Raw genomic sequence first — 12,871 nt, forward strand, 5'->3', positions numbered from 1 at the left:
AGGCACTCATACTGGGCAAAGGGGTTCGTTTCTCACCCTTTTTCGTATGGGGTGGTTGGGAAGCTGCGAGACTCCCGTGGGAGAAAGGAGATCGGCGAGATCCCGCAGGGCGTAGCCCGAGGAAGCTCGCCACTCCCCCACTGGAAAGCGAGTAGCTTCCCAGCCACCCCTGACGCTCAACCCGGGCAACGAACCCTGGAAAGTCTCGAAACTGAGTCTTCAACAATCCTGCCATTATCTCTAATAAATATTTAAAAGCCGCTTAACCATGGGGTTAAGCGGCTTTTGGATTATCCTGCTTTTGATGTAATGATTGGATCTTCTTTTCTTACTTTTTGTTTAATGACTTGCCATACAAACCATGTTGCGACAACAATCCAGATGATGGAACCTAAGATCATGGACGTAGAATACTCCAATCCAAAACCTTCAGGAGCGTAGAAAATATAAGAACTTACTACAGCTGTCATGAAAAGAGCGGGGACACTGCAGATCCAGTGGAACTTGTGGTTCTTCAATAAATACATAGCTCCTGTCCAAAGCATGACTGTCGCTACCACCTGATTGGACCAACCTACATATCTCCAAAGGAAGCTGTAATCCATTTGTGTTAACAGGAATGTTGGAATCGCAACAGGGATCGCGAAGAATAGCGGTGTCCACTTTCCTTCAAATTTCTTTTTACTGACCTGACGCGCAAAGTCCACAAGCATCATACGCGAAGATCGCAATGCCGTATCGCCCGTAGTAATAGGCAGGATAATGACACCTAGAACGGCCAGAATACCACCAAGCGTGCCCAGGGTAGTACTGCTGATTTCATTGATAACCCCGGCTGGCCCTCCTTCAGCTAGTGCTGTTTGAAGTCCACCTGTATTACCGAAGAACGTCATGCCGGCAGCTGTCCAGATCAAGGCGATAATTCCTTCAGCAATCATCGCGCCATAGAATACTTTTCTTCCTTCACTCTCTTTTTTCAGCGTTCGAGCAAGAATTGGACTTTGAGTACTGTGGAAGCCGGATATAGCTCCGCAGGAAATCGTCACCATCAGCATCGGCCAGATCGGTAGTTCATCTGGATGGAGGTTGCTGACCGTCAAATTAGGAATCGGATGCTCAAAGAAGAACATTCCTACTCCGATGGAGACAGCCATGAAGATTAAGATTGCCCCAAAAAACGGGTACACTTTCCCAATAATTTTGTTTATGGGTAAAAGGGTTGCCACAAGAAAATATGAAAAAATAATTAAAACAGATGTAAAAAATCCCAAGGGCGTGATTTCTGCCATTAATTGAGCCGGGCCGGCAGTGAATGCTGCGGCAACCAAGACCATAAGACCAATAGATAGAAGATTGATCACCGACCGGGCAGGGCGGCCTAAGTATTTTCCGACAAGCGTCGGGTATTGGGCACCATCGTGACGAAGGGAAAGCATTCCTGAGAAATAGTCATGGACAGCTCCTGCAAAAATGGAGCCCACAACGATCCAGATAAAAGCTACGGGACCGTATAACGCTCCCATCACGGCTCCGAATATAGGTCCAAGCCCAGCGATATTTAATAGCTGGATAAGACTCGCTTTCCACCAGCTCATAGGCACATAGTCAAAACCATCGTTCTTTTCATATGCAGGTGTGTTTTTTTGATCATTGATCCCAAAAATTCGTTCAACCACCTTTGCATAAAAAAGATATCCGACGACAAGTAAAGCAATAGATGCGATAAATGTGATCATCGCTGAGCCTCCTTTCAAAATTGAATGTAAGGAGTATTCTAGCGATGATTATGTCGAATCACAACCCTTTTTCTGAATATTTATATTTTTATCTTTTTTTTCTTAAATATAAAGCGATTCCATGAAAATTCCCTTACTTATAGGAATCATCCTGCTTCCAATGCGATGCATGGCAAGGTTAATTGAGCACAAAAAAACTCCTGCGATTCAACGCAGAAGTTTTCAGGTTTGTTATGTAACCTGCCACCCTATAGAAATGGTTAAGTTTCCCGCAGTCGTTTCGATTGCAAGGGTGGCATTGTTTTAAAGATACCATAGTGACTGCAGCGTTTCAAACACCTAAGGCCCTATGTATTCATATCATTTAATTAGAGCATTGGTATTGTCTATGTTCACTAAAACGATTCAGTAGATCATCTAACTCTTGTGAAATTCTCAATAGTTCAGCATCCGTTGGATTATTGTTATAAATCTCATACATGCGCGTTCTTAATTCTTCTATTTGCTTTTCTAAACGTTCTTTATAAGGCATGATCTCAGCTCCTTCACTCGTACCTTACCCTAAATAAACCACTCTAAACTACTATTTTAAAATATTTTCCAAAAATAATTATTCTTCCTATTAATTACCTTTTTCTCTACATATAATATCGGACAAAAATATTTCTGTATAAGTCTTTTCCGCCATTTTTTCAGTACTTTCATAGAGATTACAAAAAAATTGTCGACATTTCCCGGGGAATGATTCTATTTCTCTATCACAAAAATCATGATAGGATGAATAAAACCTACATAAAGGAGTGGCAGTCATGTTTAAAGCTGTTTCTACAAATCAAGCCCCAAGTGCGATTGGTCCATATTCTCAAGCCACAGACCTTGGACATATCGTATTTATTTCTGGTCAGATCCCTCTAGATCCTGAGACAATGGAATTTGTTTCTAGTGATATTACAGAACAGACACACCAGGTTATGAAAAACATTCGTGCAATACTGGAAGAAGCAGACCTCTCTTTCAAGAATGTTGTAAAAATGAACATATATTTGGACTCCATGGATGATTTTGCAGCGGTCAACGATGTGTATGCGAGTTATTTGGCTGAACCGTACCCTGCCCGTGCAGCTGTAGAAGTTAGCAAACTCCCTAAAGGAGCAAAAGTGGAAATAGAAGCGATTGCTACGCGAGAGTGAATCTGCATTCATAATATTCGAACATCAACGTGTTTTTGTGTCCACTTTATTCCAAAAGAAGCAGAGCTCATCAGGCTCTGCTTCTTTTTTGTTTTAATCATTAATCTTCATCTTTAACATCCGGATCCTCAGGGAGTGGTTCACTCAAATATTCTTGAATCATTTTCCGGTAGTTCTCTATCTGTTCCAGATGATTGTGGAATTGGTTCTTATTGATTAAATACTGCCTTCCATCATGGATGGCTTTAATTTTATGATTCAAAATCAAATGCCTGAGGTAGTCTTCAGGAAGATCGAGATATTCTGCTGTTTCTTCAACTGTTAAATACATAACCTGTCACCCTTCTTTCCCTTGCATTATATCATTTCTTTTTTTACGGAAAGTTTCTTTTTCTATAAATGTGGGAATTACATTAGAAAATATATCAACGAAATGAGAGGGATACTATGGCTTCTACGATGGCCACAAACAAAAGTAAGCGTTCAGAAGCAAGTGAAGAAATCAAACCTTGGGTAAGGAGGTTCGGAAGGATCGGGTACATGGCCAAGGGGATTGTTTATGCCCTGATTGGGATATTAACTCTGATGGCCGCTATTGGCGTGGGCGGAAAAACTACCGGAACGAACGGATTGTTCCGCTCCCTTGCCGGTGTCGCTTTTGGAGAAATATTACTTTGGATTATTGGTATTGGTTTGGTCGGATATATTTCCTGGCTCGCTACAAAATCCATCATGGACCCCAACAACGAAGGAACAGATGGGAAAGGATTGATTACTCGGTTCGGGTACATTGTTGGTGCTGTCATTTACGGTTCCCTGGCTTTCAATGCCATTAAAATCGCACTCAATGCTGGTTCCAGCAGCGGTAACTCAGAGCAGACGCTCTCAGCTAAACTCTTATCCCAGCCTTTTGGCCAGTGGCTTGTCGGACTTCTTGGAGCTATTGTTATCGGGTATGGTCTTTATGAAATTTATCAAGGCAGCACAGGGAAATTCATGAAAAAAATGAATACAGGTGAAATGGACCGTCATAAAAGGAATGTAGCCGAAAAATCCGGAAAATTCGGATTATCCGCACGGGGCATCGTACTCGGGCTCATCGGATTCTTTTTCATTCAAACCGCCTTGACTGCAAACCCTGATGAGGCCAAAGGGCTGGACGGGGCACTTTCTGAAATTGCCCAACAGCCTTTCGGGCAAATATTACTGGGAATAGCTGCGGTTGGATTAGTTTTATATGGCGTCTACCAAATGGTGCGTGGACGTTACGCACGCATGAACTTCGGAAAAAAATAAATCCCATTAGAAAAAGCCTTTCCTCAGTGAGGAAAGGCTTTTGATTTTTGTCGCGAATATACCGACGACCACATTCGTCGTTTAGCTTTATAAAAAGCATGTACTTCGTCTTACACAAACAGCTCATCGCTCAAATAATATACCATAATTATTATCTGAAAGCAACAAAGCGTTTACGCCTCTCCTTATGCTATACTAGGGCTACTAAAAAACACCTCAGGAGGAGCTTATGCTTACATTTGAAGAAAAACTGAACATCATTGAGGAATTTCCTGAACTTGATAAGAAAGAGATTTCTCTCGGAAGAGTGAATTTCCATTATGAAGAGAGCGTCTATGATAAAAAAATTGTTGTCTACCGCCTCCACCCGAATGGCAACGGTTTTGTTTATGCCGGGGAAATGGATGGTTATAATACAGACGACAAAGGGATGGTCAATATAAAGGAGATCGGCCGTGATGAACTCCGCACGTTGATCCGGGATGCGATCGAATCCTTGTCCCTCTCCCCTGCTGAAAAAAATCCAGTCATGGAGGAATGGCTGAACGACAACGACCAGTCCCTGGTTCTTATGCGTGAAGAAGATGGCTTTCATGTGTACGCGGAAGAACAGCTGGAAGGCACGTTCAATTCCTACGAAGAAGCAGTAAACTTCCTTGAGCAGGAAGGCTTCAACCGCCTTTAATGATTCCTGAGCCGTTATATACGGCTCTTTTTTATATCTTGCATAATTGTCACGTCACGCCCATTTTGCATAAAGTATTAAAAAAAGGTGGTAGTCTCATGTACACGTACCCCTATTTTTACAGGCAGCAGCAACCCTCAGCAACTTCAAACATTCTTTCCTATGCTAAGGGTGATGTAAATGGAGACTTTATCGAAGATCAAGTTTATCTAGTCGGTGAAAAAACACCGGACAGTCCTTATATTATAAACATCACTCTGATCATTCAGGATGGCCAAACAAACCTTTTTTATAGCGTCCCGTTAAAAACGAACATGGCTTATCAACCACGACTTTTTCTTGGGGACTTCACAGGGGATGGCGTCGATGACATTTTGATTAGCATGGACTCTGGCGGTAGCGGCGGTTATGGATTCTATTATTTGTATTCTTTTTTAAACAACCAAGCACAAGTCCTCTTCGACTACGAAACATTTGATGAAACATACGAATATGAAGTCAACTATCAAGACCAGTATAAAGTTGAAGTCCTGAACAAGACTCTTGGTCTAACTTTTATTATCAACCTTAGCAACAGAGACTCAGACTATCTATCAGAACTTTATAATAAGGATGGGACATTAAAAGCACCGCTCCAGGGCTCCGTCTCCGGATTGAATACCCTTTACCCTGTTGATTTTGACGGTGACGGGGTTTATGAGTTGTTCGCTTTCCAGCGAATTATCGGACAATATAATGCAGATGGACTGGGTTTGGTTCAAACCCCGCTGACGTGGAAAGACAGTGGTTTTGTCCCTTTTTTTGATAATCAATATGTGGCAGTTTTAGGAATGAGCACGGACGTGTAAACCTGGCACTAATCCCCCTTGTACCTGGTCCTTTATTCAATCTTTCTGGTACCAGGTACATGATTGATTCCCTGGCCTTCAATAACTGAAGAAATTCATGATGAAAATTTCACATTCATCGTTATACTAAGATAAAATGGGGTATAAGAAAAACTAACGTTAATGGAAGGAGAACGATATGGAACGATTAAATGAACGTTTAGCCCAATATTTTAATGATAACCAAACCACATTGGTGAACGAATTACTCCCAAAAACCTTGGACAAGCTTCAAATCAACTATACAGATCAAGATCTGAATTACCATTTTGAAATGCTTCGTCTACTTCTTGACCGCGTAGCCAAAAGTCTTCTGCAGCACCCGGATGAAGCGAATGCAGCTGCCATTGGTTACGACACCGAAAATTACCTCTACTCTAAAGGGGTCCTTTTAAAACAAACCGTAGATGTACTGAGTGTTTTCCGTCTTTCTCTTATGAAGCACATGAGGAGTTCCAACCTCATTCAGGAGGCAAAAATAGAAGAAGGCTTTGTCGTGGCGGAAGAAGTGGTGAACGCCTTTGATGCTGCGATTCGAGCTACGACAGACAGTTATAATAAAACAAAAGAAAGAGAACATGAAGAAATGGAAAAGCACTTGAATTCCGTTTCCACCCCTGTCGTTCTGATCGATGAATTTCAAGCCGTCCTTCCATTAGTTGGAGAATTTTCCACGGAACGTTTTGATGTGGTCAAGGATCATACGCTACATAAAATCAAAGAGCATGGATTAAGGCTGCTTTTCATTGATTTTTCGGGAATCGCTACGTTCAATGAAGTTTTCATAAATGATTTGTTCAATTTGACAAAAACCATTAAATTACTGGGAACGAGAACGGTGTTGACCGGGATAAGAACAGAAATGGCGATTGCAGCTATCCAGTCTGAAATGAACTTCGAGGAACTGGAGACCTTTAATGATCTTAAGCAGGCTTTGATTACCATTAATGATAACGATTAAGGAGCTGAACCGATGATTCGCGTAGCTTTATTAAGCAAGTGGCACGTGCATGCGGTTGATTATGCACGTGAAGCCTCCGAAAATCCTTCTGTTTCCATTTCGAAAGTTTGGGATGAAGATGTAGAGCGGGGGAAAATCTGGGCAGAAGAACTCGGAGTACCTTTTGATGACCAACTGGAACGCGTACTTTCAGATCCAGAAATTGATGGTGTCATTGTCACAAGTCCAACAAACGCCCATAAGGAAATCATCACGGCCGCCGCAAACCACGGAAAGCATATTTACACAGAGAAAGTCCTCTCCTTCAATAGAACGGATGATGAAGAAATTTTCTCTACTATTGAAAATGCTGGCGTGAAATTTATGGTCTCCTTACCGAGATTAACTTCCCGTTATTATCTTTATGCTCAAAAAATCATCAATGACGGTACACTGGGAACTGTCAATATGATCCGCTGCCGTGTGGCCCATAATGGAGCGGTACCCAATGAAGACCATAAAAACGGCTGGCTCCCAGAACGTTTTTTTGACAAGGACCAATGTGGAGGCGGTACATTAATCGACCTTGGAGCCCACCCGATTTATTTAGCAAATCGCCTTGCCGGAGAACCCAAGGCTGTGTCTGCCCAGCTGCATTCACTCATGGGGCGCGGTGTGGATGACCACTCTGTCGCCACGGTAGAATATGAATCTGGTATCCTGGCAGTATTGGAATCAAGTTTTGTATCATCCGGAAGCCCTTTCCAGCTCGAAATTTACGGAACGAACGGGACACTTATGGTGGAGGGAAGCGAAGTGCGGATCAAAAGCCGTACCCACGGAATGGATGAGTGGACGTCCCCTGACCTCCCTCCCGCCACGCGCTCTCCTATGCAGCAATGGGTGGATGATATCCTCCTTCAAAAGAACCCGGACATTACGAAAGAAGATGCTCTTCGCTTGACCTCCGTCAATGAAGCAGCCGCTCTTTCACACAAAAATGATAAGAGAATAATCATTGAATAAAAAACACCTGACCCATCATGTACATGATGGGTCAGGTGTTATTTCAGCTCTTTTTTTAATGTTACTAATGGCCTTTTCTTACCTCGAAACCATTCCTCTATCATTTCCCCAGTGGGTCTAAATCCATTCTTTTCAAAAAAGCGTAAGCTTCCCTGATTATCCTCATAAACTTCAGCGAAAACGTTCTCCATGCCAAAAAGAGTCTGAATCTCTTCAAGAAATAAATGCAAAGCCTCAGTTCCAACCCCACAGTTCCTCTTTTCTGCGATCACCATACCGATAAAATCCCTCTCTGGCGTTCGAAACAATTCCACTTTTCCAATTAAGCGTTCATCCAAAACCACAGCTTTCATGTACAAATTCGGGTTTTCACCATTGAAGTAGGCTTCATAAGCATTAAGAAATTGCTCATATGTACGTGGAACATCCACACCTGTCTGCACTTGTAATTTTTCATCCATTTCCCACTTATGCAACACTTCAACGTGACTGTGGTTAATGCCTTCAATGGAAACTTCCATAAATCAATCTCCTCTTTAAGAATAAACCCGGAACACATAAATTCAGTACCAGACGGAACGCCTGGTACTGTGATTATTCCCTATTCTTTTATTTTGAACCCATTAATTTCGGACTGTAAATTTAGGAAAACGAAACACGATAGCCAGAAGCCCGGATATTGCAAGCAGGATGGGATAAAAACAGTAAGGGACAATACTGACAGGTGATAGGCTGGCTACTCCTGCTACGGACAAGATTTGAGCACCATAAGGGAGCAATCCTTGAACAGAACTTGAGAAGATATCCAGTAAACTCGCTGACCTCTTCGAGTCAATCTCAAACCTTTCTGAGATTTGTTTAGCAAGCGGCCCAGCTGTCATGATCGAGATCGTATTGTTGGCCGTCGATACGTTCACGGCACTTACCAACCCTGCAATGCTGAATTCTCCACCTCGATTCGAATGAGCACCTCGACTTATCTTTTGAAGAAGAAAATCAATGCCCCCGTTTTGACGAATCAATTCCACAAGGCCGCCCAGCAGAATCACCAACAAGGCTAATTCCTGCATGCCTGCAAAACCATCTCCTACAAGGGTCACAAATTCCATCACTGAAAAGTCTCCCATAATGAGGCCGATCAAGCCCGCAAAGCCGATACCTCCCATAAGGACATAGATGACATTGATTCCCATAACGGCAAAAATAAGAACTCCAAGATACGGCAGCACTTTTACAATATTGAACGGATGGTCCTCCTGAAGCGTCGACGCTGCATCCGTTGTCAACACACCAAAAATAACAGCCGTCACAATCGCGGCAGGAAGCACGATAAAGAAGTTTGCTTTGAACTTGTCCTTCATTTCTGTTCCCTGCGTACGGACGGCCGCAATCGTCGTATCAGAAATAATGGAAAGGTTGTCACCAAACATCGCTCCACTGACAATCGCTCCCATCGTCAGTGCCACCGCAACATCTGTCTGCTCTGCAATCCCCATGCCGACAGGGGCAAGAGCAACTATTGTCCCCACAGAAGTCCCCATGGAGATAGAGATGAAACAGGCGATAATAAACAAGCCTACGATAAGCAAGTTGCCTGGCAGTACACTCAAACCTAAATTGACAGTTGAATCAACAGCTCCCATCCCTTCAGCGACTGTAGAAAAGGCGCCGGCCAATAAGAAGATGATCACCATCAAAATGATATTGGAATGCCCTCCGCCTTCCGTCAATTGTTGCAGCTTCGTTTGAAAAGCTGTTTTTCTATTCATGAAAAGGGCAACGAGAATAGCAGCAAAAACAGCCACCAAAACAGGCATTTTATAAAAGTCACCGGTCAATATTCCTGACCCGATGAACAACAGGATGAATACCCCGAACGGAATCAATGCCCATCCATTCCCCTTATTCAAATCTTTCGTTTCCATAAAAATCCTCCTTTGTCAGGATTCGTTCATAATATCCACTTAAGAAGCAAAATGACCTTGATAAGCTCTTTCATACTCTACAACACGAGAAGATGAGATATCAAGTCTGAGAAGCTTTCCCAGCCTACAGATTCACGATTCTATCCGAGTACAGGGTACATCTTCCACTATCCCTCCCATCCCATGTCAGCCGCTCCGATCTTCCATGTTTTTTTGATCGATACATTAAAGAACGTTAAGGACTATCCAAAACCCCCAAAAAGATGAAGGGATGAGCGAAACTTATGCATGTAATGACCTCCCCTATTGTAAATAAATGAGGCGTAGCTGAATGTTCAGCTACGCCTTTTTTTATCTTACAGTTATAGAAGAATGCCCGATCTCTTTTTCGTAGGCAATCAATGCTTCTTCAAACATCTTCAACCCTTCGTCAATTTGCTCCTCTGTTACAGTTAATGGAGGGATCATCCTGATGATTTCCGTTTTATTGCCACCAAAATAAAACAGGACCCCATGTTCCAGTGCTTGATCCAAAATTTTAAAAAGCCCTTCACTGTCGGGTTTCTTCGTTAACGGATCAATAATTTCAATCCCGATCATCAACCCAATCGCTCGAACATTTCCAATTACCGGATGGTTGGCCTGCAGCTCTCTTAGCTTATTTGCTGCATGCGCTCCCTGCTTTTTTGCATTTTCCAGCAGGCTCTCTTCTTCCATCACATCGAGAACGGCATTGGCAGCAGAACAAGCGATGGGGTTCCCGCCGAAAGTCGTAGCATGACTTCCAAGGGGCCATTGATGCATCAACTCTTTGGAGGCCACCGTTGCACTCAAAGGCAGTCCATTCGCAATTCCTTTAGCAATAGCCATGATATCCGGAACCACACCGAATGTATCAGCTGCGAACCATTCACCTGTTCTCCCAAAACCTGTCTGAACTTCGTCAAAGATGAGTAAAAGATCATAGGTATCGCATAGTTCTCTCAGCTTTTGCAGCCACGCTTTCGGAGGTACAACATACCCTCCTTCGCCGAGTACAGGCTCTACGATGACCGCGGCGACCTCCTCAGGGGTTACCTGATGGTCAAACAACCGTTGAAAGTCCCGCTCTAACTGACGGACTACATAGACTTCCGGATCTTCTCCATTCGGACAATCTTCAACCCTTGCAAAAGGAATAGAATAGGAGCCTTGAGGTTGCAGAAACTGACGGTATTTACTCTTTGAACTTGTTACACTTAAAGCTCCCATTGACCTTCCATGGAACCCTCCGATGAAAGAAACGATATAAGGCCGTTTTGTTACATGTTTAGCTAATTTGATAGCTCCCTCTACTGCTTCCGTTCCGCTATTCCCAAAAAAGAAACAGTCCAGGTTTCCAGGCATAATTTCAGCAAGGCGATCAGCCAACTTAAGGATAGATTCATAGATAATGACGCCTGAAGGTCCATGCGCAAGACTGTCTGCTCCCTCTTTAATGGCTTCCACTACCTTCGGATGACGATGACCGACATTTGTCGTAGCGATTCCAGACGTAAAATCCAAGTACTTCTTCCCGTCTACCCCATAATAGTAACAACCTTCTTCTTTTACTACTGGTAAATTAGGATGATCTTTAGCCATACTTGGTGCGAGCCTCTCCGACATCCGTTCTAATCGATGTGTCCAATGCTGTGTCATAATGTTCCTCCTGATGTTAAATGAAAATTTCATGGTGTTTTACGTAATTCTCATTAGGAATGGTTTCTAGAATGTTTGTTTTAGGGTTAAGACATTCTATCCTTTCCCTGGAAAATTGTTAAAAGAATAATAGATGAGCTAACAGAGCAGCAATTGGTAGTGTAATGACCGTACGCTGCAGGAAAATCACAAAAAGCTCGAAGAAGTTGATTGGAATTTTGGACTTAATCAATAGAATTCCGATTTCAGACATGTAAATCAACTGCGTTAGTGACATGACTCCAATAATGAAACGGGTAAGTTCTGATTCAATTCCACTCCCTACCACAGCAGGCAGGAACATATCTGCAAATCCAACGATCATCGCTGGTGCTGCCTCCGCGGCTTCTGGAATTTGCAACAGATTCAAAAATGGAACGAATGGGTATGAAAGCCATGTGAATACAGGTGTGAATTCGGCAATGACCAGGGCAATGGTTCCAAGAGCCATCACCAGCGGGATGAGACCGAACCAAATGTCCGCTACATTGAAAATCCCTTTTCTCACGATTGATCCAGCGCTTTTCACTTGATCCGCTTTAGCTACCGCCTGGTCAAGACCGAATTTAAATGTCGACGTCCCTTCTGGCACGATTTCATCAATCTGTTTTCCGACCGGCTCATGGTAGGTTTCTTTTTTCAAGGAAAGCGGCGGGATTCTTGGACAAACGACTGCAGCGACAATTCCACAAATCACTACGGTAAAGTAAAAAGATACAAACATATGGTCAATGGATAAAAACTTAGCAATCACCAGACTGAACGCAATGGACGCAATGGAGAAATTACTAGCCACGACTGCCGCTTCACGTTTGGAATAGTAACCATTCTCGTACTGCTGAGTGGTCAACAGCACACCTACCGTCCCGCTTCCCATCCAGGAAGCCATCGCATCTACAGATGAACGACCAGGCAATTTGAAAAGGGGATGCATCACTTTTCTTACGACCGTGCCGATCAGGTCCATCAGACCGAACTCCAGCAGCAACGGCATAAATAAACTCGCAAAAAGAAACCAAACCATAAGCACAGGAATTAGATCATAGAGGACAACGCCCCCTGTCAGTTCGGAACCGATAAAAGAAGGTCCTGCCTCTGTAAGCGTAAGGATAGCAAAAGCTGCTCCCAGAAAACGCAAAATCATCCAGAACGGTCCAACATCAAAAACATTCGCAATGAATGGATGATTTCTTATTGTATTGTTGGCGCCCTTAATTGCAAGACTACCAATGGCAGAAATAGAGATGACAATGGTCATAAATAAAGGAATCCAGGTACCGATCGCTGCTTGAAGTCCATCTGCCATTAAACCGAGTCCGATCGTCACTCGTCCATCAACAGAGATGGGGACGAGGAATAATAAGACCCCGACCAAAGATGGTAGAAGAAATTTCATCCATTGCTTCATTGTATAGGATGTGGATGTTGGAATAGTGCTTACTTTTGATTGTTGAATAGCCATGATTC

13 protein-coding genes are annotated in these 12,871 nt (G+C 43.1%); 6 read left to right on the plus strand and 7 right to left on the minus strand.

Features of this window, described 5'->3' with window-relative positions; all coding sequences use genetic code 11:
* Positions 1-290 precede the first annotated feature (290 nt).
* Both VKA52_RS17775 and VKA52_RS17780 read right to left on the minus strand, forming a co-directional pair.
* Complete coding sequence (locus tag VKA52_RS17775; protein WP_326316666.1) at positions 291-1,736, minus strand: carbon starvation CstA family protein; 1,446 nt, start codon at positions 1,734-1,736, stop codon at positions 291-293.
* 364 nt (positions 1,737-2,100) lie between these two features.
* A complete protein-coding gene (locus tag VKA52_RS17780) occupies positions 2,101-2,268 on the minus strand; it encodes an aspartyl-phosphate phosphatase Spo0E family protein (RefSeq protein ID WP_160914160.1) in 168 nt (55 codons plus the stop codon).
* A 277-nt stretch (positions 2,269-2,545) separates the two neighbouring features.
* Between VKA52_RS17780 and VKA52_RS17785 the strand changes: the two genes are divergently transcribed.
* On the plus strand, positions 2,546-2,926 hold the full coding sequence (locus VKA52_RS17785; RefSeq protein ID WP_326316667.1) for a RidA family protein: 381 nt from the start codon (positions 2,546-2,548) through the stop codon (positions 2,924-2,926).
* 100 nt (positions 2,927-3,026) lie between these two features.
* Here VKA52_RS17785 and VKA52_RS17790 read toward each other — a convergent pair whose 3' ends face one another.
* A complete protein-coding gene (locus tag VKA52_RS17790; protein WP_160914156.1) occupies positions 3,027-3,257 on the minus strand; it encodes an excisionase family DNA-binding protein in 231 nt (76 codons plus the stop codon).
* 116 nt (positions 3,258-3,373) lie between these two features.
* On the opposite strand from VKA52_RS17790, the gene VKA52_RS17795 reads away from it, so the two are divergent.
* The 5 genes from VKA52_RS17795 to VKA52_RS17815 all read left to right on the plus strand — a co-directional run bounded on the left by VKA52_RS17795 (position 3,374) and on the right by VKA52_RS17815 (position 7,760).
* On the plus strand, positions 3,374-4,222 hold the full coding sequence (locus VKA52_RS17795) for a DUF1206 domain-containing protein (protein ID WP_160914154.1): 849 nt from the start codon (positions 3,374-3,376) through the stop codon (positions 4,220-4,222).
* A 229-nt stretch (positions 4,223-4,451) separates the two neighbouring features.
* Complete coding sequence (locus VKA52_RS17800) at positions 4,452-4,907, plus strand: hypothetical protein (protein WP_326316668.1); 456 nt, start codon at positions 4,452-4,454, stop codon at positions 4,905-4,907.
* 98 nt (positions 4,908-5,005) lie between these two features.
* Positions 5,006-5,755, plus strand: a complete 750-nt coding sequence (locus tag VKA52_RS17805) for a VCBS repeat-containing protein (RefSeq protein ID WP_326316669.1) — start codon at positions 5,006-5,008, stop codon at positions 5,753-5,755.
* 178 nt (positions 5,756-5,933) lie between these two features.
* On the plus strand, positions 5,934-6,755 hold the full coding sequence (locus tag VKA52_RS17810; RefSeq protein WP_160914148.1) for an STAS domain-containing protein: 822 nt from the start codon (positions 5,934-5,936) through the stop codon (positions 6,753-6,755).
* A gap of 12 nt (positions 6,756-6,767) precedes the next feature.
* Positions 6,768-7,760, plus strand: coding sequence for a Gfo/Idh/MocA family protein (locus tag VKA52_RS17815; RefSeq protein ID WP_326316670.1), 993 nt, complete (start codon positions 6,768-6,770; stop codon positions 7,758-7,760).
* 38 nt (positions 7,761-7,798) lie between these two features.
* Here VKA52_RS17815 and VKA52_RS17820 read toward each other — a convergent pair whose 3' ends face one another.
* The 4 genes from VKA52_RS17820 to VKA52_RS17835 all read right to left on the minus strand — a co-directional run bounded on the left by VKA52_RS17820 (position 7,799) and on the right by VKA52_RS17835 (position 12,866).
* Positions 7,799-8,281: a GNAT family N-acetyltransferase gene (locus tag VKA52_RS17820; protein WP_326316671.1), complete on the minus strand. Its 483-nt coding sequence runs from the start codon at positions 8,279-8,281 to the stop codon at positions 7,799-7,801.
* 102 nt (positions 8,282-8,383) lie between these two features.
* Complete coding sequence (locus tag VKA52_RS17825; RefSeq protein ID WP_326316672.1) at positions 8,384-9,685, minus strand: Na+/H+ antiporter NhaC family protein; 1,302 nt, start codon at positions 9,683-9,685, stop codon at positions 8,384-8,386.
* A gap of 351 nt (positions 9,686-10,036) precedes the next feature.
* Positions 10,037-11,365 carry an aspartate aminotransferase family protein gene (locus VKA52_RS17830; protein ID WP_326316673.1) on the minus strand — a complete coding sequence of 443 codons (1,329 nt, stop codon included), beginning with the start codon at positions 11,363-11,365 and terminating at the stop codon, positions 10,037-10,039.
* A 118-nt stretch (positions 11,366-11,483) separates the two neighbouring features.
* Positions 11,484-12,866 (minus strand): YjiH family protein, encoded by a 1,383-nt coding sequence (locus VKA52_RS17835; protein ID WP_160914139.1) that lies wholly within the window; start codon positions 12,864-12,866, stop codon positions 11,484-11,486.
* Positions 12,867-12,871 lie beyond the last annotated feature (5 nt).

It is taken from the genome of Halobacillus sp. HZG1, assembly GCF_035818575.1.
GTDB lineage: Bacteria > Bacillota > Bacilli > Bacillales > Halobacillaceae > Halobacillus > Halobacillus litoralis.